The 24,419-nt window shown below is 59.6% G+C and carries 36 protein-coding genes and 1 pseudogene; 18 read left to right on the top strand and 19 right to left on the bottom strand.

What is annotated here, in order from left to right:
* Positions 1-125: 125 nt before the first annotated feature.
* Entirely contained in the window at positions 126-527 is a 402-nt protein-coding gene (locus VE26_RS05525) for a hypothetical protein (protein WP_046104090.1), read from the top strand.
* On the opposite strand, the gene VE26_RS05520 is transcribed toward VE26_RS05525, so the two are convergent.
* From VE26_RS05520 to VE26_RS05505, 4 genes are read right to left on the bottom strand one after another with little or no spacing between them, the layout of a single operon-like run.
* The gene (locus VE26_RS05520) at positions 524-1,906 is read right to left on the bottom strand and encodes a DUF4055 domain-containing protein (RefSeq protein WP_046104089.1); all 1,383 of its coding nucleotides are present in this window, start codon (positions 1,904-1,906) and stop codon (positions 524-526) included. The genes VE26_RS05525 and VE26_RS05520 overlap by 4 nt on opposite strands.
* Entirely contained in the window at positions 1,906-3,153 is a 1,248-nt protein-coding gene (locus VE26_RS05515) for a phage terminase large subunit (protein WP_046104088.1), read from the bottom strand. Before VE26_RS05515 ends, VE26_RS05520 begins: the two co-directional genes overlap by 1 nt.
* Complete coding sequence (locus VE26_RS05510; RefSeq protein ID WP_046104087.1) at positions 3,122-3,589, bottom strand: DUF2280 domain-containing protein; 468 nt, start codon at positions 3,587-3,589, stop codon at positions 3,122-3,124. Before VE26_RS05510 ends, VE26_RS05515 begins: the two co-directional genes overlap by 32 nt.
* A 26-nt stretch (positions 3,590-3,615) precedes the next feature.
* A complete protein-coding gene (locus VE26_RS05505) occupies positions 3,616-4,230 on the bottom strand; it encodes a putative metallopeptidase (protein ID WP_046104086.1) in 615 nt (204 codons plus the stop codon).
* A gap of 36 nt (positions 4,231-4,266) precedes the next feature.
* Between VE26_RS05505 and VE26_RS05500 the strand changes: the two genes are divergently transcribed.
* A complete protein-coding gene (locus tag VE26_RS05500; RefSeq protein WP_046104085.1) occupies positions 4,267-4,740 on the top strand; it encodes a DUF2321 domain-containing protein in 474 nt (157 codons plus the stop codon).
* A gap of 98 nt (positions 4,741-4,838) precedes the next feature.
* Here VE26_RS05500 and VE26_RS05495 read toward each other — a convergent pair whose 3' ends face one another.
* The 13 genes and pseudogenes from VE26_RS05495 to VE26_RS05430 form a co-directional block, all read right to left on the bottom strand.
* Positions 4,839-5,159, bottom strand: coding sequence for a hypothetical protein (locus VE26_RS05495; RefSeq protein ID WP_046104084.1), 321 nt, complete (start codon positions 5,157-5,159; stop codon positions 4,839-4,841).
* Between the two features lie 117 nt (positions 5,160-5,276).
* Complete coding sequence (locus VE26_RS05490) at positions 5,277-5,861, bottom strand: hypothetical protein (RefSeq protein ID WP_210165401.1); 585 nt, start codon at positions 5,859-5,861, stop codon at positions 5,277-5,279.
* A gap of 18 nt (positions 5,862-5,879) precedes the next feature.
* Positions 5,880-6,569 (bottom strand): NERD domain-containing protein, encoded by a 690-nt coding sequence (locus VE26_RS05485; protein WP_046104082.1) that lies wholly within the window; start codon positions 6,567-6,569, stop codon positions 5,880-5,882.
* A gap of 214 nt (positions 6,570-6,783) precedes the next feature.
* Positions 6,784-7,641: a helix-turn-helix domain-containing protein gene (locus VE26_RS05475; protein WP_046104080.1), complete on the bottom strand. Its 858-nt coding sequence runs from the start codon at positions 7,639-7,641 to the stop codon at positions 6,784-6,786.
* Positions 7,638-8,204: a helix-turn-helix domain-containing protein gene (locus VE26_RS05470; RefSeq protein ID WP_046104079.1), complete on the bottom strand. Its 567-nt coding sequence runs from the start codon at positions 8,202-8,204 to the stop codon at positions 7,638-7,640. The genes VE26_RS05475 and VE26_RS05470 overlap by 4 nt, the downstream gene beginning before the upstream one ends.
* A gap of 44 nt (positions 8,205-8,248) precedes the next feature.
* A complete protein-coding gene (locus tag VE26_RS05465; RefSeq protein ID WP_046104078.1) occupies positions 8,249-8,458 on the bottom strand; it encodes a hypothetical protein in 210 nt (69 codons plus the stop codon).
* A complete protein-coding gene (locus VE26_RS05460; RefSeq protein WP_046104077.1) occupies positions 8,455-9,015 on the bottom strand; it encodes a hypothetical protein in 561 nt (186 codons plus the stop codon). The genes VE26_RS05465 and VE26_RS05460 overlap by 4 nt, the downstream gene beginning before the upstream one ends.
* Entirely contained in the window at positions 9,012-10,082 is a 1,071-nt protein-coding gene (locus tag VE26_RS05455; RefSeq protein ID WP_046104076.1) for a DNA-methyltransferase, read from the bottom strand. Before VE26_RS05455 ends, VE26_RS05460 begins: the two co-directional genes overlap by 4 nt.
* Complete coding sequence (locus tag VE26_RS17735; RefSeq protein WP_152658723.1) at positions 10,079-10,300, bottom strand: hypothetical protein; 222 nt, start codon at positions 10,298-10,300, stop codon at positions 10,079-10,081. Before VE26_RS17735 ends, VE26_RS05455 begins: the two co-directional genes overlap by 4 nt.
* A gap of 29 nt (positions 10,301-10,329) precedes the next feature.
* On the bottom strand, positions 10,330-10,770 hold the full coding sequence (locus VE26_RS17035) for a hypothetical protein (protein ID WP_152658722.1): 441 nt from the start codon (positions 10,768-10,770) through the stop codon (positions 10,330-10,332).
* A gap of 1,022 nt (positions 10,771-11,792) precedes the next feature.
* Positions 11,793-12,053: pseudogene (locus VE26_RS18470) on the bottom strand (DUF2312 domain-containing protein); the annotation flags it as partial.
* Between the two features lie 3 nt (positions 12,054-12,056).
* Complete coding sequence (locus VE26_RS05435; RefSeq protein ID WP_046104074.1) at positions 12,057-12,308, bottom strand: hypothetical protein; 252 nt, start codon at positions 12,306-12,308, stop codon at positions 12,057-12,059.
* The gene (locus VE26_RS05430) at positions 12,308-12,511 is read right to left on the bottom strand and encodes a helix-turn-helix domain-containing protein (protein WP_046104073.1); all 204 of its coding nucleotides are present in this window, start codon (positions 12,509-12,511) and stop codon (positions 12,308-12,310) included. Before VE26_RS05430 ends, VE26_RS05435 begins: the two co-directional genes overlap by 1 nt.
* Before the next feature lie 50 nt (positions 12,512-12,561).
* Between VE26_RS05430 and VE26_RS05425 the strand changes: the two genes are divergently transcribed.
* The 8 genes from VE26_RS05425 (at position 12,562) to VE26_RS05395 (ending at position 17,041) form a co-directional block, all read left to right on the top strand.
* Positions 12,562-13,269 carry a hypothetical protein gene (locus tag VE26_RS05425; protein WP_052715688.1) on the top strand — a complete coding sequence of 236 codons (708 nt, stop codon included), beginning with the start codon at positions 12,562-12,564 and terminating at the stop codon, positions 13,267-13,269.
* Positions 13,266-13,526, top strand: coding sequence for a hypothetical protein (locus tag VE26_RS05420; protein ID WP_046104072.1), 261 nt, complete (start codon positions 13,266-13,268; stop codon positions 13,524-13,526). The genes VE26_RS05425 and VE26_RS05420 overlap by 4 nt, the downstream gene beginning before the upstream one ends.
* Positions 13,465-13,638, top strand: coding sequence for a P63C domain-containing protein (locus VE26_RS18465; protein ID WP_244465634.1), 174 nt, complete (start codon positions 13,465-13,467; stop codon positions 13,636-13,638). Before VE26_RS05420 ends, VE26_RS18465 begins: the two co-directional genes overlap by 62 nt.
* 520 nt (positions 13,639-14,158) lie before the next feature.
* The gene (locus VE26_RS05415) at positions 14,159-14,605 is read left to right on the top strand and encodes a hypothetical protein (RefSeq protein ID WP_046104071.1); all 447 of its coding nucleotides are present in this window, start codon (positions 14,159-14,161) and stop codon (positions 14,603-14,605) included.
* Positions 14,606-14,887: 282 nt separating this feature from the next.
* Entirely contained in the window at positions 14,888-15,658 is a 771-nt protein-coding gene (locus tag VE26_RS17030) for an ERF family protein (RefSeq protein ID WP_052715687.1), read from the top strand.
* Positions 15,655-16,383 carry a lambda exonuclease family protein gene (locus VE26_RS05405; protein ID WP_046104070.1) on the top strand — a complete coding sequence of 243 codons (729 nt, stop codon included), beginning with the start codon at positions 15,655-15,657 and terminating at the stop codon, positions 16,381-16,383. The genes VE26_RS17030 and VE26_RS05405 overlap by 4 nt, the downstream gene beginning before the upstream one ends.
* Before the next feature lie 56 nt (positions 16,384-16,439).
* A complete protein-coding gene (locus tag VE26_RS05400) occupies positions 16,440-16,649 on the top strand; it encodes a hypothetical protein (protein WP_046104069.1) in 210 nt (69 codons plus the stop codon).
* Positions 16,646-17,041 carry a recombination protein NinB gene (locus VE26_RS05395; protein WP_046104068.1) on the top strand — a complete coding sequence of 132 codons (396 nt, stop codon included), beginning with the start codon at positions 16,646-16,648 and terminating at the stop codon, positions 17,039-17,041. The genes VE26_RS05400 and VE26_RS05395 overlap by 4 nt, the downstream gene beginning before the upstream one ends.
* Positions 17,042-17,144: 103 nt before the next feature.
* On the opposite strand, the gene VE26_RS17365 is transcribed toward VE26_RS05395, so the two are convergent.
* Positions 17,145-17,957: an HNH endonuclease gene (locus VE26_RS17365; RefSeq protein WP_084620005.1), complete on the bottom strand. Its 813-nt coding sequence runs from the start codon at positions 17,955-17,957 to the stop codon at positions 17,145-17,147.
* Positions 17,958-18,031: 74 nt separating this feature from the next.
* On the opposite strand from VE26_RS17365, the gene VE26_RS05385 reads away from it, so the two are divergent.
* The 4 genes from VE26_RS05385 to VE26_RS05370 are packed head-to-tail and all read left to right on the top strand — an operon-like array spanning position 18,032 to position 20,540.
* On the top strand, positions 18,032-19,258 hold the full coding sequence (locus tag VE26_RS05385; RefSeq protein ID WP_046104066.1) for a phosphoadenosine phosphosulfate reductase domain-containing protein: 1,227 nt from the start codon (positions 18,032-18,034) through the stop codon (positions 19,256-19,258).
* Positions 19,255-19,470 (top strand): hypothetical protein, encoded by a 216-nt coding sequence (locus tag VE26_RS17725; protein ID WP_152658721.1) that lies wholly within the window; start codon positions 19,255-19,257, stop codon positions 19,468-19,470. The genes VE26_RS05385 and VE26_RS17725 overlap by 4 nt, the downstream gene beginning before the upstream one ends.
* The gene (locus tag VE26_RS05375; RefSeq protein WP_046104064.1) at positions 19,463-20,146 is read left to right on the top strand and encodes a hypothetical protein; all 684 of its coding nucleotides are present in this window, start codon (positions 19,463-19,465) and stop codon (positions 20,144-20,146) included. The genes VE26_RS17725 and VE26_RS05375 overlap by 8 nt, the downstream gene beginning before the upstream one ends.
* On the top strand, positions 20,139-20,540 hold the full coding sequence (locus tag VE26_RS05370; protein ID WP_046104063.1) for an HNH endonuclease: 402 nt from the start codon (positions 20,139-20,141) through the stop codon (positions 20,538-20,540). Before VE26_RS05375 ends, VE26_RS05370 begins: the two co-directional genes overlap by 8 nt.
* A gap of 2 nt (positions 20,541-20,542) precedes the next feature.
* Here VE26_RS05370 and VE26_RS05365 read toward each other — a convergent pair whose 3' ends face one another.
* A complete protein-coding gene (locus VE26_RS05365) occupies positions 20,543-20,776 on the bottom strand; it encodes a hypothetical protein (RefSeq protein ID WP_046104062.1) in 234 nt (77 codons plus the stop codon).
* Between the two features lie 255 nt (positions 20,777-21,031).
* Here VE26_RS05365 and VE26_RS05360 point away from each other — a divergent pair, with 255 nt between their 5' ends.
* From VE26_RS05360 to mobA, 4 genes are all read left to right on the top strand, one after another.
* Positions 21,032-22,132 carry a site-specific integrase gene (locus tag VE26_RS05360; RefSeq protein WP_046104061.1) on the top strand — a complete coding sequence of 367 codons (1,101 nt, stop codon included), beginning with the start codon at positions 21,032-21,034 and terminating at the stop codon, positions 22,130-22,132.
* A gap of 187 nt (positions 22,133-22,319) precedes the next feature.
* The gene (locus tag VE26_RS05355) at positions 22,320-22,532 is read left to right on the top strand and encodes a hypothetical protein (protein ID WP_046104060.1); all 213 of its coding nucleotides are present in this window, start codon (positions 22,320-22,322) and stop codon (positions 22,530-22,532) included.
* Between the two features lie 55 nt (positions 22,533-22,587).
* Positions 22,588-23,766, top strand: coding sequence for a benzoate/H(+) symporter BenE family transporter (locus VE26_RS05350; RefSeq protein WP_046104059.1), 1,179 nt, complete (start codon positions 22,588-22,590; stop codon positions 23,764-23,766).
* Positions 23,763-24,359: a molybdenum cofactor guanylyltransferase gene (gene mobA, locus VE26_RS17025; RefSeq protein ID WP_052715686.1), complete on the top strand. Its 597-nt coding sequence runs from the start codon at positions 23,763-23,765 to the stop codon at positions 24,357-24,359. Before VE26_RS05350 ends, mobA begins: the two co-directional genes overlap by 4 nt.
* Positions 24,360-24,419: the final 60 nt, after the last annotated feature.

Below are 24,419 nucleotides of genomic sequence, written 5' to 3'. Positions count from 1 at the left end.
ATCTCCTTGTTGAGCCACGGCCTCGCCGGGCATGAAAAAGCCGCCTGGAGGCGGCTCAAATTGGAATTCAGGAACGTCACATTTACCGGGGCGCGCCATGATCGCCGCTGACTAGAGGGGCGATCATGAAAACAAAGATTATGCTTGGAGCACTCATCACGCTCATAGCGCCATCGGCAATGGCGCAGCAGTACACCTACGAACAGTGGCCTATTCAGCAGTCAGAATGGCTCTATTTCGACCCACCGGTAAATGTGGAGAACATCTGGCGGGCCGAGTTCGATGAAGCCGATATGACCTTCAAAACTGGCTTGAAAATGACTGATGCCCAAGACACCTATTTCATCACCTGCAGAGAATGGGACGAAGCTGGCAATCGCCTCAGTGGGACCATCCTGTACTGGAGTGACGAGACGCTCGAGGAAACAAAGTTCGCGGCAGCTTGGTACTTGGTGAACGAAAGGGGCTCGCCTTATAGCATGCTTCAATGGGCGGAGGCCTGTGCGCGTCACGACATGACCGACTAAACCCTAAGTGGCGCCGGCAGCACGTCCCGGCGATCCTCCTCACTGCCAAATCGTTCCTCGTCCACCAATGCAAGCTCATCCTCGGCAGACCGCTCTGCGCTCGCGATCTCGCCGCGTTGCAACCGCTCATAAAGCGTCTCGTAGCTGATAGCGCCTTCCTGCCAGACACGGACCAGCGACTCCGCTTCTGCGGGCGAAAGCGAGGTATCGATGAAGCTCAGGTTTGGCTTGACCGTAACCTCTTCCGGATCGTGGCCGATCATCACGGCTATGTGCCGCAATGCCCGCTCAAGGCCCTGGGCGCTTGATTGAGCAATGGTCGTGAGCGTTGCCGTCTCTGCGGCAAACCGAATGCGCAGCGCGTCGCCGCTCTCTGCTGACTTCTGCTCGCTGCTGAATAGCCTGGCGCCAGCCTGGGCTGCTGCGGCACGCTCGTCCTGGATAGCGGTACGGTGTGCGCCAATGCCGGTGCCTGCCGGTCCCACATACTTCACATCAGGCGTTCCGACATTGTCGCCTTGCTGAATGGCAATGACGGCCCCTGCCCCAACGGCGGTCGGCGCATCGCCATTGATGACCACCAGTGTCTCTTGGCCAGTCATGAAGAGCTGCCAGCGATAGTCTGCGCTGAGCTGGTAGAGCGCGATAGCGGATCGCCCCACACCCATCAGCGGCGGCAGTTCGGGCGGCAAAGACAAGTCGCGAGCGCCGATTACCACGAATGGGATTTCGGTAAGCCGTGCGTTACCCTTGCCAGTAGGTTCGATTATCTCGCCTGCCGTCCGCTCAGTGCCAGTATAGGTCTGGACCTGATAACGACCATCGCGCAACTCCAGCACGCGGAAGCGCTGCTCTTGTTCCCAACGGAAGCCTTCGCGCTTGAGGCCGCTTTCATCGAGCACAAACAGGGAGCGGTCATGGGCCCAATTAATCAATGCCTCGCCTGAATAGCCGGCCAACCATGGCAAGTCGCTGCCCTCGGTGGCCGCGTCAGCCAGCAAGGCATAACGGCCAGTGGTCAGCAGCTCGGCGGTGATCCTTCGATGCAGGGCTTCGAGAGGCAGACCATCCTTGGTTGCTCGCTCCCAAAGAGGCATCATCGCCTCGGGCATTTCAATCTGGGCTTCGGTCCGATGAATGACGCCAACCATACCGTGGATCGTCGGGTGGACGATCTCGGGGAACTGTGCTCGCTTCTGATAGGCAGCATAAAGGGCCCGGCCGCCATCTGCCTGGGCTTTGAATCCCGAAGGCTGGGGCAGATACTCTTCGCCCGCCGCTTTCACTTCGCCTTCACCGCCCGAAGTGTTGCGCATAAGCTGCCACTGGTCAGCTCGCGCGATATAATCAGGATGCTTTGTCGAGACGTCATCGGCCATCAAATCAGTCCCGTAACCGTAGTGGATTTCGTCTCGCTCGAACGTGGCTTCACGATCGGGAACTTGTAGGCAATGAAATAGCCAGCTGCGTCGATGACGTGATCCAGGCCCGCCGTTTTGTCCGGCTCGCCGTTCTTGTCGTAAGCCTGCTTTTCGAGGCCCTCTACCAATGCCGGGCACATATCGACATTGATGCCGATGCCCTCGACCTTCAGCAGCTTGTTGACCGAGAGCACTCTGTCTTTGACTGCTGGGTTTGCCGGGTTCACGCAAACGGTGAAACCCGCCTGTTTGAGCAATGCAATGTCGCTCTGGCTGGCGCCGTTGGACCTGCGATTATTGCCCGAGGCGTCGGGGTAGACAAAAATCTTGTATCCAGGATGGCGCGACTTGAGTAGCGCGACCATTGCCGGCGTGTCGAGCACGTCCGTGTATTCCAGCACGGCATGCGGCGCACCGTCTCGCATGACAAAGACCACGGCCGCCATGTGCTGGACGTTGAAGTCCATGCCAATGTGAAGCGCGTCGTCGGCCCCAATGGCTTCTGTGGTGTGGTGCCGGCGCCGATCATAGGCCGGATAGACAGAGCCGCTCGTCAGGTTGACGAACTCACCGTCGAGGTAGGCCGAGAGGAGGTTCGACGGGTAGCTGTCCCTCAGGCTTTCGATATAACCGACTGGCAAATTCTTGGCGTTCGAGTAGGTGGACGCCTTTATGATGCGATAACCGTTGGCAGGGCTGCGCTGCCAGCGCTCGTAGACGAACCGGAAGCCCTCGGGCGTCGTCGCGACAGCAACTGTATTCAATGACCCGTCCGGCTTCTTCTGCCGGTTTCGGCCAAGGATTTTGTTCCAGACTTCCCGGGCCTTTTCAGTCGGCAGCGTGTCGAGCTCGTCGACGATGCTATCCGCAACCTCATACGCGATGATGCGCTCCGGCGTGTCCATCGTTCGGAAGATGATGTTGCCGTAGGTGCCAACCTCAATCACTGCATCGGTCTTGTTGAGCGTGAAGCTCAGACGCATGGTGCCCAGCATTTCCTCAAAGCGGGGAAAGGCCATGCGCCGGACCAGGTCATACGTCGGCAGGTAGTATGCAACGTCCTGGCCAGGGTACTGCAGCTTGCGCGCTAGGGCACGGTTGATGCCGGCGTGGGTCTTTCCAGATCCGAAGCCCGCCACGAATGCGGGAAACTGCTCCTCTGCCGTTACAAATTCAAACTGTGGTCGGCTCAGAGCTATCTTCATCGACCACGAACTGGATTACGGGGGGCTGCAATGGTGCGCCGCCCTTCCCTGTCAGCTCCCTCCGGTTCGTGTAACTGTCGCCCACTTCCTTGGCGGCCTGTTCCATGAAATTAGCGGCCAAGACCATGTTGCCTTGCGTCTCGGCCTTCTCTGCCATGCGCTGCAATGCCCGGAGGCGAACCGCGCGGTGGCTGATAGCTATCTGGGAAGTGTCCTCGAGGAAGGCTTTGCGGGTTTCCTCGAACAGGGCCTTCCACTTCGCGCCGAGCTTAGAGCCAGCCTTCTTTGTCGGGTCGTGACTTTCGGCCAGCTGGCGGCTGATCTCGACGCCATGATCCTTCTTGACTGCCGCGACGACGACAGCGAGACCATCGAAGCAGGCGAGGCTTTGAACGATGAAGGCTTTCACCTCATCAGTGAGCTTGGGAGATGCCATTGCTGTGTCAAATCTCGTCTAGAACTTCACGCCACCCGTAACCGGCATGTTCCGCATGCCTGGGCGATCTTCACGTCTGCAATCTCTGGCTTCGCGTTTGCCGCATCGACCATAGCCTGAATGCCCGCCGCGCCCGCGCCATACCGGCGCACGACACCCACGAACTCTTCCACGTCATGTCCGCGAATGGCGAATGCAGGCGTCCCGTTCTTTCGGAACTTCGGTGCGCCGAATGGATCGCGTTCTTGGCCGGCGTGGTAAAGCTCGTGCTCGACCAGCGCCATGAACTCCGCATCGCCACAGTCACGGGCGTACTCTGCATCGAATGTCAGCAGGAAGATTGGCAGATCACCGAACCAGTCGAGTAGTTGGCGCTCCGCCCTTGCCCTGCCCCACTTGTTCATTGGTGGCAGGCCCATTTCACATTGACCTATGACACGGCGACCAGCGCGGCCATTTGGAACATTTGTCCACAGCGCGCCAAGTGATGCCCAAGCTAGGTGCTTGTGGTCCTCGTTCTGCAGCGGAGCGCCATCGGCAATGAACGTCTGCTGCAACCACTCGATTAGATCAGGCGCAGGGATAAATACCGGGGCTGCGGGATTATCGAAGATCTCCGCTGGCGGCATTGGCCTGTTCATGCCACGCTCACATGTCTTTGGGTGGGAAGAATAGGCATGGTGGAAAAACACTTCTTAACGGGACAAGCTTGCCTCAATGGCCATATCGTCACTGGAAACATCAACGATAGGGACAGCACTCCGTTCTGCGCCGAATGCGGCGAAGCGACCATCAATGCGTGTCTGTCATGCACTAAGCCACTGAGGGGCGCCTACGAGACAGAGTACGGTTACTATCCAATGAAACTGCCGGCATTCTGTTATGCATGCGGCAGGCCTTTTCCGTGGACCGAGCGCCGTGTTCAGACAGCAAAGGATCTAGCGGACGAAGTCGAAGGGCTAGATGGCGCCGAACTCACCAAGGCAAAGGACAGCTTTATCGTCCTCGTGTCGGACACGCCTCAAACACCTGTTGCCGCTGCACGAGTGACAAAATTGCTTCAGAAGGCCGGCCCAGTAATCGGCGGAGGCATACGGGATATAGTTGTTTCCATCGCCACTGACGCCGCGAAGAGGATGATGGGTCTCTGAGTGTACCGGCGCGATACCTGCTCATCGAGCAATCAGCAGATCATGCAATTTGCCGGAAGAATAGGCCAAGCGCCGGAGCGCCCGACCGAAACTATGGATTAGACTAGACATCGGCCAGGGTCTTCGTGCTGGCGATAACCGGCAAGGTCGAGCGCATTCATCTGGGTGATCGAACACAGGGCCGGATCGGCTTCGCCCTGAGCGCCGCCGGTACTGGCGGGATCAAGGCGGACATCTGCGATATTGACGGCAGCACAGCTTGCCTTGTCGGTGAACAGCGCATGTTCCAGCGCAACAGGCTCAGAGAGATTCAGGACACAGATTTCCGGCGGCGGATCGTCCAGAGCCATTACCGCCGGCGCCATGGCCAGAGAGCAAAGAGCGAGGACAGCCGCCCCAATGAACGCAGTGATGCGCATGGGCAGTCCTTTCGATGGAAGGGATTGGGCAATAAAAAAGCCCGCACTTGGCGGGCCTTGATTTGGGGGCGTTACGCTCCCGAGCGTAAAAACTCATCCCTGATTTGCTGATTTGTGTCAAGCGGCTTTGCGCTTGTCCCCAATCTTGAAGTGCCTCGCCAGTGCATTGAGCCCTTCGCGGAGCCAGCCCAGCATGTGCATGTGCTCACCGTCGCGGATCACACAATAGTCGAGTGCCGCATAGATTGCCCCCTGCCCGCGCAATTCGTTCTGGCGGTATTGGATGGCCTTTTCAGCCGCCCGCCAGTCTGCCAGCGCTTTTGCGGATCGTTCGACGTTCTCTGGCCCCGGCAGGCCCTTCGTGGCATTGAGGTTGACCGCTCCGGATGGCTTAGGGCCGCCGACCGCGATCTGCATCTCGTGATAGACGTCAAGATACAGCACCGCTGCCTGATACTGCTGATCGGTGATTTCGCCGCCCATGCGCAGCCGACCGACGAATGACCCGGCCATCTGGTCCTTGGCGGTCTTGGCGTCATAGCCGTAGTGACGGTGACGCGCTTCGATTGCTGGCCGCATTGTTTCTCGCTCCTCTTTGTCGTGTTCGCCAATCAGCCGGTTCATGATGTCCGGCTTTTTCCGAGAGAGGCGTCCATTCGGAAGCCGCGCGCCGCTCTTTGGTTTTGGACCGCGTTTGCCCATTGTGTTCTGCCTCTTGGGTTAGGATGCGAGTGAAATTGGAGCGTCAGCCTCGACGCATTCACGCCGGCGAAGCGCGGCGCAAATGCCCTTGGTCAGCTCTCGGCCGTTACAGTGCCAGCGAAGCGTGGCGACCATTTCGGGCATGGTAGAGCGTCGGCCTGCGGCTATCCCAAGCGAACCGCAGAGCCACGCCAACTCGTCGCGCCAAAGCAAGTCGATTGCTCCGGCCGGCAAAGCTGCCTCGAATTGCTGAGATGGCAGTTGCCACTTTTCAAGAGAATCGTGGCTGGCAGAGCCCAGGGCTCGGCGCACTTCGGGAAACACCCAATAGCTCAGGCGCGAGCTGTAGAGGCTCATGCCGTCCGGCAATGTCTTGAGGTAGAATTTGCCGTCGCGCTCGAAATGCGCAGCGTGGGGGCCAGTCTCTTTCTCGACTAGGAACTTGTCGTGCAGCGCCGCGATAACGTGATGAGCGCAGCCTTTCATGCTCTCGATCTGCTTCGGGAGGCGGTCGAGCTTGTCCTTCGCGGACTTGATCTCAACCGCGATAATCTCAACAGGAGACACAGCCAGGACATCAATGCGGTTCGGGCCATAAGTGCTGACGTTGATTTCGTGGATGATCCTGGCTTCGGGGCGGCGCTGACGGAGGCGGTCAACAACCGCGCCACGAACATCGGCCTCTGCGCTGCTACGATATGCGGGCATTACCCTTCCCTCTTCTTCGGCTGGTCCCCTGCCCTTGCCTGTTCTGTGGGTACGTGGTCACGGCACCAGTAGAGCCGCTTGCCCTGTTCATCGGCGGTGCCGTGGGGCGCATGCTCGAAGCCACAGACCTCGCATTGGCCTATGACGGCGCGCGGGGTAAACACAGCGCCGTTGCGCATGTATTTCGGACCAGACTGGCGGAGGACGGCGGGCATCATGCGGCTGCCCTTGCTTGCTCAATTTCTTCAATGCGAAATGTGGATGTGCCGGCCCTACCAACGATGACAGGACGACCACGCATCTTCTGAACTGCGATGAAGTCCGGATGATCTGGCGGAAGGACGACCAAGCCATTGGCAGCCGGCGGAACAGGGTCGGATTTCAGAGTGATATGAAGTGCATCGACCCAGGCGCCGGTTCGGATCCACTTGCCCATACCGGGTCGGAACTGCAGCTGCGCGTCGGGATCAATCTTCCTAGCCTCGGCATCCTCGAGATGCCACTGGGCAAAGCGCTTGGCCGCGATGTGGCAGCGAACGGTCTCTCCGTCGCTAAGCCGGGCGAATTCTCGCTTGGCCTCTGTCCGGTTCGCACCAGGCCGCTGAGGGAATTCGTCCCAAACTTCATCAAACGATACGCGCTCGGCATCCGAGCGAAGCGAAGGATGGTCGTTGGAAGAAAGGTCGTTATGTTGTGACGTAGCTTCGTCACAGGGGTTGTGATCTTCAGGCGTCACAGCCCCTTGTGAAGTTTGCGTCACAGGGGGGGCTGAATGTGGTGCAGGGTCGGGACGATCCATCAAGACACGGTACTGGCTGATGGTGCGTCCGCCGGCTTTGGTGGCCTGTTCACGTTTCATTACGTAGCCCATCTCACAGAGGTCACGAATGGCGCGATTGACCGTTTCTCGGGTCTTGCCAATGGCCTCGCCAAGCTTCTTCTGGTTGACCTCGCACCACCCGCGATTGTTGGTGTGACTGCCGAGCTTGAGCAGGACGCGCAAGTGCACATCCTTGAAGCGTGGGTCTTCCAGGCAATCTGCAGGTACGATGGCATAGCGGGGACCACTCATCGATCCTTGCCTTCAGGCAGCGCCGCCAGAGTCTGGCGATGCACCGCCACCCCATGCCGGATGGTTGACCTGTCCTGCCCTAAAATCAGGCCGGCGGCGATGAGGCTGAAGCCGAGCAATTCGCAGGCGATGTAGCTGAATTCCTGCCGGGCTTTGACGACCGATGGACGTCTACCGCGAGCCAGGATTGCTTTGACCGAGACCTTATGCCGTTCCGCGACCTCGAGCAGCACAGGACGCAGCTTAAGGCTCTCTTCGACGCGCTGCTCCGCAGCCCTCAGCTCCTTAGCGTTGGGCGGCCAATTTGGCATGAGGCCGGCATGCCGGCGACGGGTGCTGAGCCATTTGTCCGCACCCGTCGCATAAAGGTCAATGAAACTCCTTTTGCGAGGTGACTTTACCTGCGCAGGAGGCTTGGCGATCGGCACCACGCTGACGATGCGCACGTTCGCACGCACTGATGGCGGCTCCTTGCCTGACATCAATCGGCGGCGGGCGATGACAGCGCGCTTTATCATCTCTGAACGGCTATTCGGCAGGCTGCCGGTCTTGGCATCCAGCATTGTTGGCCTCCGCTGGGCCTTCATGAGGTTTATGTAGGAGACAGTCATGCTGGCTCCATCTGCTTTGCCCCGGCGACAAGGTCATTGGCCTTGGCACGGGAATAGCCCATGGCCTTTCGGCGAAAGGCGCGTTGGCGTTTCATGCGGTTGAATGCCGGGCGGTCTGGATGGCCGTATGGCGGATCGACCGGGAAGCGGCGATCTTCGGCGGTTCGAAGGTCCAATTCGGCTAGTGCCCATTCTTGGCGGGTCATTGCTTGTCACCCCAGAGCATGCGGGCATGGGTGTATTCCCTTGGGCCCCAGACATACCAAGCATGGTCCTCGGTGCCGGTCTCGCCGTTCCCAGCCCAGCTGATGCGGTTGAGGAGCGCGATCTTCGCCATGAAGCGGCGATTGTCCTGGAAGAGGTGCCGGCGGGTCTTGCCAAAGTCGAATTTGGCGGTGAGCAGCAAAGCCACCATGCCATCGCAGCGCTCGATAGCCAGCTCGGCGAAGCGGACAGCGTCACGGTTGCCCTTGCCGTATGGCGGATTGGTTATGATCGCGTCGCACCGGTATTGCCAGATGTTTGAAGCGTTCAGAAAGTCGAAGTCGACATCATGCTCACGGTCATAGGTGGCTATGTCCGAGGTGTAGACCCTGGCACCAGCCGCGCTAAGTACGTCGGCCATGAGATGGTTGCCAGCTGCGGGCTCCCAGACGAGCAGCCCAGCCACAGGGAAGTGCCGTAGCAGCACTTCCGTCGCCCATGGCTCGGTCTGGTAAAGTTCGTTCTCGGCCCTCGCGTAGTTTGATGCTCTGATGGTCATGCGACTGCTCCAAACATGCCGACATCGTCTTGGATGCGGTTTCGCGCCAGGTCGGCATAGGCTGGGTTCAACTCGATGAGTGTGGCGTTGCGGCCAAGCCTGTCAGCGACAAGACCAGTTGTGCCGGCGCCTCCGAATGGATCGAGCACAGTGCCGCCTACCGGGCAGCCTGCAAGGATGCACGGCTCCACAAGAGCGGGCGGAAACGTAGCGAAATGGGCCTCTTTGAAAGGCTGCGTAGCTATCGACCAAACTGAACGCTTGTTCCGCGTGCCGCGCTCGTTCGGTTCATTGCCAACGCTGTCATTGCAGGCCGCGGCCCCATTGTCGAAGCTGCGACCCTGAGTGTAGACGCCACCACCCCGAAAGGTTTTGCGGTTGCCCTTGGCGACAGCCTTCATGCGTCCGTTGGTTTTGCCAGGAACGCGGTCGCTGCCCGCCTGCCCTTCGACATCCTGAGCCAAGCGCGCAATGCTGGCGTCCGCAAGCGGCTCCGCAATTGCCTCAGCGTCAAAATGATAGCGCTCCGACTTGCTGAGCAGAAACAGATACTCGTGCGACTTCGTGCAACGATCGGTGACGCTTTCCGGCATAGGGTTGGGCTTGGCCCAGATGATGTCCTGGCGCAGATACCAACCGTCTGCCTGGAGCGCCAACGCAACGCGCCACGGTATACCGATCAGGTCTTTCGGCTTCAGGCCGGAGCCTTCGGGAATCGCACCGGTGCGACTTGCCTTCTGGGGGTGAGCATCGATGCTGCGAGCCTGCACTACACAGCGCTCAGCCATTTGGCCGTTGCGTCCTTGCGCTCCCCAGCTGCCGGCGTAGCTGTCTCCAAGGTTAAGCCACAGGGTGCCGTTGTTACAAAGCACGCGGCGAACATCGCGGAACAAGTCAACTATGCCTTGCACAAACTCGGCAGGCGTGGGCTCAAGGCCCATCTGCCCGTCGACCCCATAGTCGCGCAATCCGAAATATGGCGGACTCGTCACGACGCAATGCACGGATTGGTCGGGCAGCGTCTTAAGCACCTCGCGGCAATCACCAATCAGGATCGAGACGGTCATGCCAGCCCCGCAATGCTGTCTATGGCGTTCTGGCGGAACTTGGCCGGGACATAGAGGCCAGCTGCCGACATGTCTTTCACAAGCTTGTCCGTGATATCGGGCTTATCTTGATTGCAAAATCGCCCGCACTCGCATCGTGGCTGAGACGTGAGCGTTGGCTTGCTGGTGATCAGTCGATTGAGCCAGTTTGGAAGCGTCGGTGCGTAATGTGAATTCATGGCGTCAGTCCTCCACACGTGAGGTTTGCTTACCGGCCCCAATGGGACTGGTCTGATTGTTCGTCGGCGTCGGTGAAGCCAGTTCCGGGCAAATCCAGTCCGCCAGGTCGCCCGCTATCGAGCTCACCTTCTTCGCCAGCCAAGCTCTCCGTTTGAGAGGCAAGAAACGCCTCCAACCGGAGCTCGCGGGCCCTAAGCCGTTGTCTTTCAATCCGGGCCTCCTCCACGGCAATCGCCGTCAGGTCTTGAATTTCGTAGTGATCGACGCGCCGCGCTTCCCGATGCCAAAGGGCGCGAACGCGCCGCTCCGTCCATTGCCGGGGCCGCTCGCGCAGCACGTCTCGAGGTAATTGTCGTTCGCGCTTCTTCAGCGCCTCGAACGCCTCTCCGATTGCTGCCTTGGCATTTCGGCCAGGGCGAATGGGATAGGTTTCGTGAATGAGTTCGGCGGCGTGGTGGGCATCAGTCACAGCGCCCTCCGGCTTGGACGATTTGTCCAAGTCCTTGGATGATCTTTCCAAGCTCTTGTCTCCACTTGCTGGCAAACATTGAACCAGCAGTTGAGGCACGAATGGAAAGGACGCTGACGAGATGGAATACCCACCGACCACACAGGAGCTTCAGGACCGGGTGCGTCGGCAAATGTTGGACGAGGCCCGCCGGCAAGCGGACCGCGTGAATGAAAATGCCGGGCGCGTCTGCGAAGGCGCGACCCGGCAGGTTACCGCTGCGACCCCGGGAGTTCAGGGCGCCCCTAAATGCAGCGGAGTGCGATTGGCCTGGGTAAATCCCGCGGCCATTGAGAAGCGCGCCAACAAGCGGACGCCCTTTCCAATGATCAAGGGCGGCAAGCGATGACTGAGATACGCAGAGCGATGCCGTGGACCAAAATCCGCCAGTCACAGCCCGCCTGGTTGAGGGGGATACGGGTGCCATCACGCAAACCCGCCACTCGCGTTCAACACCGCTGCGGTGCAAAGGACCAGCGCAAGCGCGCAGACCAATGACCAGAGGGTTGGTGCTGGGTTTATACGGCCGGGGCGCATCAGAATGCACCGTCGGCTGGATTGTTTGGCGGCAAGGGTCTAGCCGCCTCTCCCTCTCGGGTCGCTTGTTGCTGCAAACCTTTAGCCAAGCCGCCAGGGACCGATACGCAGCTCCGGTCGTCGTTCGCCGTTTCCGGCTGAATAGGATTGGACGGCGACGGTTCAACGCCAACGGCGTTCTCCAGTCGGGCCTTGGCCCCCGTGGCTGCAGAGAATGCGCCGCCGTCCTGCTTGCGGGGGCTCTCGCCTGCCACCTCCGCCGCCTTGCGCGGGGATTCCTGAATGGATGCGACCTGACCTTTAGGGATCTTGGGGGAAGCAGTCAGGTCGCTGGCAAGCTGGGGGGCAGCCTGCTGTTCGGTTATTGGTTCGGAAATGCTCTCATTGCAGTCAGTCGCAAGCGGGGCGGAACGCCCAGAAACACCACGGCGCAGAGCGCGGTCCATGTCCGCTTCATGCGCCTGCTGCATGCCCAGAGCATTCATATAGAGCTCAAGCAGGGCTTCCTGCTCCATGCGCTCATTGGCGTCCTGCTTGCGGATCGTTACGACCTTACGCAGGATCTTGGTGTCGAAGCCTGTGCCCTTTGCCTCCGCGTAGATTTCCTTGATGTCGGCTGCGATTGCCGCCTTTTCTTCCTCCATCCGCTCGATGCGTTCGATGAAAGCGCGGAGCTGGTCCTGTGCGACGGAGTCTTCAACGGCCATATCTCAAGCCTCCTCGGCAAGCACTGTGGGAATGATGGAATTTACGGGAACAGCCCGGCAGCCTGCGGCGGCGTCGAAGGACCGGCGGCAGGAACGGGCCTGCTCAATCGAGCCTTTCCATGCCTCTCTGCGCTTGTCCGTCAGCTTAGTGCCAGACCAGTGCAGCCACCGGGCGCCGGAGCGCAGGTAGTATTTGCGCTCGGTCTTGGATTGATGCTCGGAGAAGGAAGAGCGGACAGGACCGGTGATGGCCATTACGCTACCTCTTCGGAAGAAGGTGTGGCCGGGGTGCGGGCTCGCAGCTTTTCGAGCGCCATTGCAACAAGCCCCTTCTGCGGTGGGCCTTCAGTCTCCCAGCGCGAAACAGCGGTTTGTGTCAGGCCAAACCGCGAAGCGAACTTCTGCTGGCTTTCGTTGAGGTCGCCGCGCAGGGCGAGAATGTCGTCTTTTGTGAGCATGCCGACAGTCTATGACTTACTCATAATATCAAGTCAATGAGTTTCTCATAATGTTTTCTGGCAAACTCATAGTCATGAGCGAAATGTCAGATCGATTGATGAAGGCCCGTATTCATGCGGGCTACCGAAACGCCCAAGAGGCTGCCGACGCCATGGAAGGGCTCGGCGTTAAATACCCGACATATGCAGGACACGAGAACGGGTCATCCGGCTTCAGAGCACCGACTGGCGAGATTTATGCTAAGAAGTTCAAGGTCTCATTTGAGTGGCTCATGCGAGGCAAAGGGCCGATGCTGCCGGACGGGGAGCGGACGGTTCCCATTGTCGGCTATGCTGGCGCGGGTCCGGACGGGTCGGTATTGTTTGCTCAGGGTGATGGCAACTACGGTGAGGCCACCGCGCCCATCGACGCTGCGGAAACAGCCGAGGCGCTTGAAGTTCGGGGGGACTCCATGCACGGCCTGGCTAACGACGGTTGGCTTATTTTCTACGAGGACAAAGCCGTGCCGGGGCCGGAGCACATGGGCGAACCTTGCGTGTGCTGGCTGGCGTCTGGCCGAGTACTGATCAAGGAACCGCAGCCGGGGAGCGCTCCCGGCCTATTCCATCTTACCAGCGTCAATGCCCGCACCATGGCCGATGTGTCCGTGGAAGCCATGGCACTGGTGACTGACATAAAAACGCGTGCGGCGGCAAAGAAGTACATTAGGCGCCATCCAAATGTGCCCATCACTGATCTGGTGGTTGAAAAGGCATGACGGATAAAGCGCCCACGCCAACAAAACTGATCGTCTATCTGGCATTCATCAGCGGCGAAGATGGTGAGATCCAACCAGCTTTCGAAGCTCGCGAAGCTCAGTCGGAGGATCAGGCAAAGCAGCAGGCAAGAATACTGTGGTCATCCGGCAAGTATGCCGGCGCTATCGCCTGGTGGCGTTCTGCCGATCTGATCAATGGAGAATTTGGCGATCCCGTCGTGCTGTTTTCAGAGGGTGAGGTCCCGGAGATGGAATGAGAAAACCTTTCCTGACGAGCTCTGGGAAGAATTTGGACGACTTACAAACTGGCAGGGTTCGCTGATCGCTCGACCGAAGTATTGGGGCAAGCTGGTCATTGAGCTTTTTTAAGACACCCTGGATGCTGATGTCGCCAAGTACCTACGCGACAACCGTCCACCCCCCGGAGTCCGCTGGCACAGGCAGCTTACGGAAGACACCGGCGTACGCGCTTTGGTTTCGAGGTGCTATGAAATTGTCGGCCTTGCTAAATCCTGCACCAGCATGAAAGAGCTTCGAAAGAAGGTTGCCCATCACTACGGCAAGCAGGAGATGCTCTGCAACGTTTACGACGACAAGAGCGCCTGATCGTTTACTACGCACGCGGAGAAACCCCGGCAACCGCCGGGGCTTTTTCTTTGCCCTCACCAACTGACTTGCAAACATTTGCAAGCACCCTGCCCTAGCCCGCTCCGGCGGGCTTTTTTGTGCCTGCGATTCTGGCGCGACCTTATCAGGCTCGCTCGCATTATGATTTTGTCATAATTTTACTTGCGTTTGCATTATGAGTTTGTCATAACTCAATCCATGTCGAGGACGAACAAGCTCCCCCTGAGGGCAGGGCCGATCTCCTCAAGGAATGGAGAGACAGATGGACAAGTTCTGGACCCAGGCGCGCAAGCAGATCAATGACCTGATCGACGTGACCAGCACCTTTGGCGTTGAAGACAGCGCGATTGAGAACCTGTCGAATGGCAAGCCTGCCTTCTGGTCTTTCTGCGGCAACAGCAATGGCTCTGCCGGCACCTTCTTCCTCACCATCAACAGCATGGGCGGCATTGAGGCTGGCAAGGAAGACATTCGCGCTCACTTTGCCCGCAATGGCCGTGATGTCGATGCCGAGGAATGGTTGCACCATCTGATCCCGCTCAATCGCGCTGCCGTCACTGATCTAATGCGCGCTTATCAGGACTGCGGATCGTGGCGGACGCCGGAAGAGCTGGCCAAGCGCGCTGCTGCTCGCGGCTGGCCGCAGTATCGGGTTCGCGGCGCGCTCTCGGCCCCCGTCGAAACCATCTATCCGGTGGCGGCAGAATGACCGCCCCCACACCCCACGACATAGCGCAGCTTGCTTGGACCCGTCGCCAAGACCCTATCCTTGCCCTGCGCATAGCAACTGCCTCTGGCCAGCAATCAGACGCTGAGAAGGCCGAAAGTCCCCAAACACTCGACCAGGCGGGCAGGAGATAGATGATGGAAAACATCCTCCCCTACCCCATCCGCCGCCAGATAGCAGACGCTCTAGGGCTGCTGCTTCTGATGGTCCTGATCTTTCCACCCATTTTTATTGTGGCCGATTGGGCCAGGTATGGAGCCTAGCATGTCCGCGCTTGCAGAACGTCTTGAAGTCCCGAAGGATGTCGCCGAGGCGATGCAACCCGCCAGCCAGCTCACCCCGATCCAGATGGCCTATCAGCTGCTGTCTAACGGGCACGACCTGGGGGCGGTCAAGGAAATGATTGCCTTTGGCAAAGAGCTTGAAGCAGACGCTGCTGAGAAAGCCTTCAACGAGGCAATGGCTGCGGCGCAGAAGGAAATGGGCGTCGTGGCCACCAATATGGCCAATACCCAGACCAAAAGCCGCTATGCCGACTATGCGCAGCTGGATAAGGCGTTGCGCCCGATCTACACGAAGCACGGCTTTGCGCTCAGCTTCAACGATGGTGTTGGCGCACCGGCGGATTGGGTCCGCATCGTTTGCCACGTTACCAACTCTGGCCACACCCGCACCTATCACAAGGACATGCCGGCAGACGGCAAAGGTGCTCGTGGCAATGATGTGATGACGAAAACACACGCGGTTGGTGCGGCTCAGTCTTATGCCATGCGCTACCTCCTGCGGATGATTTTCAACGTGGCTGTGGGTGAAGGCGACACCGACGGCAACATGCCTGCCGAGCTGATCACAGAACAACAGGTTCTCGATCTCAATGACCTGATCGACACGGTTGTTGAGCGCCTTGGCGCCAAGCGACCCGGCTATGTCACCACCTTCCTCAAGTTCATGAAGGTTGATTGCATCGAGGACATTGCCGCCCGCGATTATCAGAAGGCCGTAACTGCCATCAATTCGACGGGGGCAGCACGATGATCCAAGTGTTCGATTGCGATCAGGGCACGCCCGAATGGTTTGAAGCCCGCAAGGGTATCCCGACCGCATCCGAGTTCTCGACCGTCTTGGCCGAGGGCAGAGAAGGGCTGCTTCCCGCGACGATCATGGATGCCATGGTCAAGAACGGTTGCACTGCAGAGCAACTTGCCGCCGCGGTGAAAGCTGCACGCGCTCGTGGCGCAAGCCCTTCGCAGGCGCGCCTCAAGTACCTGCGCACCCTTGCTGGGGAGATTATCCGCGGCACGCCAGAAGATGAAGGCTACAGCAGTCCAGCCATGGAGCGCGGTAGGGTAATGGAGGCCGAGGCCCGCGACCTCTACGCCTTCGCACGCGGGGTCGAACCGCTGCAGATTGGTTTCGTCCGCCGCCGCGATGCCGGTGCCAGTCCTGACAGTTTGATCGCTGATGATGGCGGCCTAGAAATCAAAACCGCTCTGGCTCATATCCAGATCGAGCGGCTTCAGAAAAACGAACTTCCGACCGAGCATAAAGCGCAGGTTCACGGCAACCTTTGGATCACCGAGCGGGCATGGTGGGACTTTGTCTCCTATTCCCCCGGCCTTCCGCCGCTGATCGTCCGTGTCGAGCGCGATGAAGGCTATATCGCCAAACTCGCCACCGCGATCGACGCCTTCAATTCCGAACTGGCGGAAGTGGTCGAGAAGGTCCGCAAGTACGGGCTTCCCGACGCCATGGCCGTTTAACCCCTTCCCATGCAGGGCGGGCGCGTCAGCTTAACAAGCGGCGCCCGGAAATTCTGATGACCCTAGAAGCCCAAGCCTGCTTGATTACCGATGTGCAGGCGATCTTGCGTCAGGCCCGCGATGAACGTGACACTGATAAGCTTAGAAAAGGTAATGAGCTGATGCTGTCAGCAGCGTTCATGCGCTTGCCGTTGGATGCACAGACCGATTGCCGGGCGCTTTATCGCGATGCATTTGTGGCTTGCAGTGGGGCTCTCGTTCCATGAGCCGCGCAACCGTCATCATCAATGGCAAAGCCGACCGCGAGAAGGTCCAGCGTTGGGCGCAAGGCGTTCCCTTTGGAACTCGCGTCGAGTTCAAGGAGGTCAAACGCTCCCTACCTCAGAATGACCGCATGTGGGCAATGCTCACTGATGTTTCGCAGCAGGCAGCGCTTGGGGGGAAGAAGTTCACTCCCGACCAGTGGAAGGTGATCTTCCTCCACGCGCTTGGTCAGGAAATCCAGTTGCTTCCCAGCCTCGATGGCCACGGCTTTGTGCCTTGGGGCCAGTCGTCATCTGACCTCTCGAAGGACGAGATGACCGGACTTATAGAACTCATCTTCAAGTTCGGCGCGGAACACGGCGTTCAGTTTCAAGACGAAGGGAACGCGGCATGACCAGGTGCAATGAGCAGATCCAATTCAAGCATGAGTGGCGGAAGAGCTTCGAGCTTTCTGACGGGGCTGTTGAATCGAGAAAGGCAGCGTGATGGCCCTCTATCTATCGCTTCTTTTCCAGGCCAGGCATGCGAGCAAGCAGTGTCGCGTTGTACTCGGTGCCGTCCACGCCAGCGTGAACGCGTCGGTGGCAATTCGGGCAAAGCCCTATTACGAACGCGGGATGATCCGGCCCGCCATCGCTGACGCGTCTGATATGATGGGGCTCCAGATAGTGGCTGCCGTCACGACGCACAAATGGGGCCGGAGCGCTACAACCCTCGCAGACGCCCCGGGCGCGGGCCAACACATAATTTCGAACGTCGGCGCTTCGCTCGTAAATCGTTCGAGGTTTGCCGCCCACCTTTGCATCGCGAATACCTGCGGCTGCGTAAGCCAGGTCTCGGAGACCGTCCAGGTCATCAACGATCGGCGCTGTCGCTTCCATCTGCTCGACAACTTTTTCGATGTGTCGGAGGCGGAACACGATGACCTGTCGCGTATTGCCGTCGGCATCTCGGCCTTGTCGCCACTCGAAGCTCTCGCAAACCATCTCTCCAACGAAGAGGATATCCCGCTGTGGATAGCGTTTGTGGAACAGCAACAGCGACCGACCATCGGCCGCATGATCTCCGATGGCCCTATTCCCACGGACGTACAGCTGATCGCCGCGCTGCCCTTCGCCGAAGTAGAGCACGGTCCCGTCTTCGAGCACTTCGTCGTCGTAGCCATACTCAGGTCCACGGGCACCGGACATTATGAAGATGACGTTATGAGCTGGGACCGGAATGATCCCCGACTGCTGGCTTCCCCCAAAACGAGCGTGAATATCCTGGCGTCGGTTATACGATCGCCCTTTCTCGAAGCCGTAGCTCATCAAAGCTCCCCCAAGCTTGTGCCCGTAAACGATACCGGCGGCATAGGGGATTCGCCACCCACGAGGGCAGCAGTATGAGCTTTCAGCCTACCCTGTTTGGCGGCACCCAGCGCCTTAGCTACGATGATGCCATGGAGATGACGCTCACCTCGATGCGTGCCTATGGTTCGTCGCACGACCATTGGGCTATCGCATACTCTGGTGGTAAAGACAGCTCTGCCACGCTAACTGTCATCGCGCATTTGCTTGATGTTGGCCTGCTTGAACGGCCAAAAACGTTGTCTGTGTTCTACGCTGACACCCGGCAGGAGCTCCCGCCGCTCGCGATAGCAGCCGAGCGGGTAATGCAGCAGCTCCGAGACCGCGGGATCCATGTTGAAGTCGTGCGGGCGCCCCTCGATAAGCGTTTCATGGTCTACATTCTTGGCCGCGGTGTACCGCCCCCCAATAACAATACTCTCCGCTGGTGTACTCGGCAGATCAAGGTCGACCCCATGACGGAGGCGCTCGCCGCCCGCATTGACGCGCTCGACGGCAATGTTCTGATGATCACCGGCGTCCGCCAGGGCGAAAGCGCGATCCGCGATCAGCGCATAGTCATGAGCTGCTCGAAAGACGGCGCCGAGTGCGGCCAAGGCTGGTATCAGCAAGTCTTGCCGAACTCGAAAGGCATTCGCGGCAGAGTTGCCACGTTGGCGCCGCTCCTACATTGGCGGGTTTGCAACGTATGGGATTGGCTTCGCATCTTTGCGCCCACCGAGGCCTATGGCGCCTGGGCCACTGCGGACGTCGCAGATGCATATGGTGGTGAAGAAGCGGCTGAGATCAACACCCGCACCGGATGCATCGGCTGTCCACTGACCGATCAGGACAAAGCTCTGGATACAGTTATCGCCACTCCGGCCTGGGCATACCTTGCGCCGTTGAAAGGGCTCAAGCCGCTCTATCGTGAACTTCGCGAGCCGCGGCATCGCATCCGCAAGGAGGGCGCTGAGCGCCTTAAGGACGGTTCGATCGCAGCGAACCCGCAGCGCATGGGCCCACTGACCTTCAAAGCCCGCCTGATGGGATTAAGCCGCGTTCTTTCGATCCAAGCGGAATGTAACGCATCCGCACATCGTCTCGGCCGACCGCCGATCGACCTTATTAACGAACAGGAAGAAGCGCGTATCCGAGAGCTTATTACCAACCATACCTGGCCAAAAGGGTGGGACGGAAATGAGCCATCTGCAGAAGAATGGCTAGACACTGTATTTCAGGATGGATCGATCCAGCCGCTGCTTTTTGGAGGTGCAGCATGAGAAAGCTCACCGGCCAAGAGCGCCAGTTATTGCAGCTCATCTCCAGCGCCGGCGGCAGCGTGTGCCCTGGCGTCGACGTCCAGATACCGCGCGAGGGGCATAGGTCGCTTCGCAGGATGGAGCGGGCTGGGCTGCTGCGCGTCGAAGAAACCGATGACGGGCCACGCTTCCACCTTTCTGACCTTGGAAATCAGGAGGCTGAACATGGCTGACAAATCGATACTATTCAGCGGCCCGATGGTCAGGGCGCTCCTCGCCGGGACCAAGACCCAAACGCGGCGCATTCTAAAGCCGCAGCCTGAGTTGCAGGGCAACGGCCTCTACCATGTCAGCGGCGCAGGCGGCGGGATAGTGAACGTCGCTGAGAGCGATATCGGCGCGACAGCCGTCGACTACCTCCGCATAGGGGTTGGCGACTGGCTGTGGGTCCGAGAGACGTGGTCCGCTCGCATGGTTCATGGCTGGACCATCGCCGATGCGCGATCGGGCATGTATCAGACCGAGCTTATCTATCAGGCTGATGGCGACAAAAGCATCGACGGCTGGTGGCCCTCGATCCACATGCCTCGTGAGTTCTCGCGCCTGACACTCACCGTCACTGAAGTGCGGGTTGAAGGGCTCAACGAATGCACGGCCGATGACGCATTGGGTGAAGGCGTTTCTTCCACCAGCCACTGGCGCCCCAAAGACGTAGAGGGCAAGCGGTTCGAAGACAAATGGTGGGACGACTTTACCTTCTGGTCTGAATACCCGCAGATCGCCTATCGCGAGCTTTGGGACACCATTAATGGCCCCGGCTCATGGGACGCTAACCCTTGGGTTGCCGCTTACACCTTCACCGTTGAGCGCCGGAACATTGATCAGTTAGCGAGCGAGTCCAATGGCTAGATCCCGACGCTACGAGTTCAACAAACAGACTAAGCGCGAGGCCCTACAGCGGTCGGGGAAGCTCTGCGAGGCCGAAGGGTCTGTCTATGGCCTCCAGGCCGGCCAGCGCTGCAATGCGCCGCTGGATAGTGGCGTCGAGTTCGATCACTACCCCGCCCCGGCAACGGACAAGGGCAGCGACACGCTGGAGAACTGTGTTGCTGCCTGCAAGACCTGCCACGGGTTCAAGACCCGGACCTATGACACGCCAATGCAGGCGAAGGGAAAGCGGGTTTCGGACAAGCACCAGGGCATCAGCCGTCCCAAGTATAAATGGTTTTCCCAGCGCCTGGGCAAAGGAAACCAGCAGCGTTCTGCCACCCGCCCGATCCAGAAGTGGAGCCTACTTCCATGAGCTCAGTGCAGCTTGCCTCGCACAGCATCAGCCAGCGCGCCCCAGGATTCTGCCAACCGATAGATCTTCTCCGCTTTGACCGGATGCACTACGGCTATCTGCTCGAGCAGCGCAATTTCGTCGGCAATGATCTGGATATCAGCCATAGGCCACTGCCCTGCCCGCGTCATATCGGCATATCGGTGCAGGGTCTGGCGGGACAGGATGATGCGCTGGTCGGCTTCGGCTGGGGTCATGGGGGCAATGTGCCATGACGAAAGGCCTTGCACCATCCCAGATGCCGGGCTGGCCGGCCGCAATGAACCAGCAGATGGCGGCAGCTTATTGCGGTGTGTCTGTCGACACATTCACTGCCACCTGCCCGGTCTTACCCGTATCGATCACAAGCTCGAAGACCGGCCGCCGCTATTTGAAAACCCGGCTGGACGAATGGCTAACTTCCCTCGACAATCCACGCCCGCAGCGTCGACTAGGCGTGGGAGAAAGACTGCGTGCCAAAGGTGAAGCTCAAAGGGCTTAATATCCGCAAGAACAGCGCTGGCACCTGGTATGTGTCCCTGCGCTCGACTGGCAAACTCCTGGCCAAGGCGAAAAGCCGCGACGAGCTGGACGCCATCCTCGAAGGTCCTGACTTTCTTCATGCCTATTCAACGGCAGAGAGAAAGCGCCGCAAGGTTTACTCCGCCGGGACGCTCGGTGCGCTTGTGGAGCGGTACAAGGCTGGGCGCCGGTGGGCGAAGCTGGCAACCCGCACCAAGGCCGACTACGACAAGGTGCTGCTCTATCTTGACCCACTGTTCGAGGACAATGCCGCCGAATATGAGACGGTCGATATCGTAGAGGCGCGCGATAGCGCTGCCGCAGATAAGGGCGACAAGTTCTCCGACTTCGTGCTGGCAGTTCTCTCCGCCGTTTTCAGCGATGCGCTGGAAGCCGGCCTCATCAAAGCCAACCCCGTCCTTGGCGTGGCGAGGCTCTACAAGGCCAATAAGGATGCCAACCGACGTTGGAGCGCTGATGAGTGGGAAAAGGCTTTCATGGCTTCACCTGACCATCTGCGCCCGGTCCTAGCTATAGCCAAGCACTGCGGGCTGCGCGGCCAAGACATAGCACGACTGAGGTGGGAGAATTATCGCACTGACCCCGACATGGGGAAGGTGCTGGCGTTCATTCCGAGGAAGAACGGCGACAAGGTGGGGGAGATTACCATCGGGGTGCCAGCCGAATTGCGGAAATTGCTCGACGCGATGAAGGCCGGCGATGGCGTGGTGCAGCCGGCAAGCAATGCGCCGATCTGCCGGAACAGCCTCGGGAAGGCATACCCATCTGAGAACGCGATGCGCCAGGTGTGGCAACAGGTGAAGCTATCGGACGCTTTCAGGAAGGCATTGCCTAATAGCCATGACCTGACGCTGCACGGCCTTCGGGTCACGTTCAGCAGCGAGCTGCGGGAATCGGGCTTCACCGACCGAGAAGTGGCCGACATGCTTGGCGATCTATCGGAGGGTATGGGCAAGCGCTACAGCCGCGGCGCCGAGATGCGGAAGACCAGCATACGGGTTCACAAAAAGCGTGTGCAAAACGGCTCGTAAAGGGCCGTTTTCAACCGTGCAATTCTCGTGGTGTGTGCAGGAAAGTTCAGCGATTCCGCGGGTATAAGCAGATTTGCAATCCGCTGCGTAACCATTCCGCCACGCGGCCTCTGGGCGCCGTTCCTATTTGAGCCACATCGCTTATGCAATAGGCTGATTGCCAAGTCGTGAACAATCCACGGACCCAATGCAGTTCAAGGTCATCTCAGCCTATTATGTCGAGGCCAGCCGCTATCTGGTTTACACCGCAAGCGGCGAGCGGGACGGTGCGCGCTACACGGTTTCCTCGCGGGTAAAGTGCCTCAAGGAACCCACGACGCCCGAGCGGGTGCATATGGTGGTGCTGCTGGCTTTGACCGATCAGTTCAAGCGCCCGAGCCCGTCCGGCAGAGCCCGGTAGCCTTGCCGATGGCAAAGCATTAGCTTCCCGCAACCGACGCAGCGGGAATCGTGCAATGACCGAGCTTTCCAAGAATCGCGATCTGGCGCAGCCGATCATTGCGGGCGTGCTGGCCGCCATTGTCGGCTATGCCAGTACCTTCACCCTGATGCTGGCGGCGCTCGCGGCGGCGGGCGCCTCGCCGCAGCAGGCGGGCTCGGGCCTCTTCTCCACCTGCATTGCCATCGGCATTCTCAATATCGCGGTGGCCTGGCGGGTTCGCACCCCGACGAGCTTTGCCTGGACGACGCCGGGGCTCGCCTTCCTGCTCACTGTGGGCGAGCCGGCGGGAGGGTTTGGGGCGGTGATCGGCGCATTTCTGGTTTGTGCGGCGCTGATCGTGCTCACCGGCATCATCCGGCCGCTGGCACAGCTAATTGCAGCTATTCCTGCGGCCATCGCCAATGCCATGCTGGCCGGGATGCTGCTCGTTCTGTGCCTGGCACCCATCAACGCAGTCGCAGAGATGCCCTGGCAGGCGCTGCCGATCCTGGCGGCATGGGCGCTGGGCCTGCGTTTCGCCCGGCGCTATGCCGTCCCCATCGCAGTCGCCACCACCGGCATCGTGCTGGGGATGACAACGCATTTGCCGCCCGGTACCCTGGATGGCACCTGGCCGGCGCTGGTGCCGACCATGCCCGAATTCACTCTCGACGCCACGATCCGTATCGCTCTGCCGCTCTATATCGTGACCATGGCCTCACAAAACCTGCCCGGTGTGGCCGTGATGAAGGCCAATGGCTTCACGCTCAAGCCGGCACCGATCTTTGTCCTGACGGGCATTTTCAGTGGCATCGCGGCCTTTTTCGGGGGCGTGACCAACAATCTCGCAGCGATCACTGCGGCCATCTGCGCAGGCCCAGAGGCCCATGCCGACCCGAACCGGCGCTGGCCGGCCCCGGTCGCGGCAGGGTTTACCTATTTGGCGCTCGGCCTGCTCGCCAGCCTGGCAGCCGCATTCATTGCAGCCTCGCCGCCCCTGCTGATCCAGGCCGTGGCCGGACTGGCGCTGTTTTCCAGCCTTGCCTCGTCGCTCTCGGCGGCGTTGGCCGACGAGAATTCCCGCCTGCCTGCGATCCTGACTTTTGCGACCACAGCCTCGGGCATCACCATTGTCGGTGTCGGAGCACCGTTCTGGGGCCTGGTGGGGGGCATTCTGATGCTGCTCCTGCTGCGCAAGGAAAAAAGCGCGTGACGCTCTACACCCTGATTCTGGCTGGCGGCCGCGGCAGCCGGCTCGGCGGTGTGCGCAAGGCCGCGCTTCGCATCAATGGCCGAACGGTGTTCGACCGCGTCGCGAGTGTCCTGCCGGCCGAAGGCCTTCTGGTCTCGACAGGTCCGTCCGGCATGCAGCACCTTCCCCGAGGCATGGCAATCGCCGATGAGGATGATTCCTACAAAGGCCCGATTGCCGGAATCAGAGCCGCGACGCGCTACCTGGCGACAATGGGAAAGCTCGAAGCCAGGCTCCTGACCGTTGCCGTCGATACACCCTTGCTGCCAGCCGACTTCGTATCGCGGATGGAGGCCGCAATGGGTGCGGCAGACCAAGCAGTCTTTGCTGCCTGGAGGGACCAAGCCTATCCAACCCATGCCATCTATGAGCTGCCGAGCCTCATCGCAGCGCTCGCGGACCCTGGACTGCAAAGCCCCAAGGCCTTGTTGCAGGCTCTATCTGCAACGCCCCTGGACTGGAGCCACTTTCTGCCAGACGATCCGTTCGCGGGCCTCAACACGTTGAACGATCTCCTGAGCCTCGGCAGCCGTGCCCGCGCGACGGACAAATGACAAGTTATTCACAAGCGATTGCATTCTGGGCTTGGCAAACCGGATCAGTTTGGTTACACG

It is taken from the genome of Devosia chinhatensis (assembly GCF_000969445.1).
Classification (GTDB): domain Bacteria; phylum Pseudomonadota; class Alphaproteobacteria; order Rhizobiales; family Devosiaceae; genus Devosia; species Devosia chinhatensis.
This window is presented reverse-complemented; position numbering and strand designations above follow the sequence as displayed.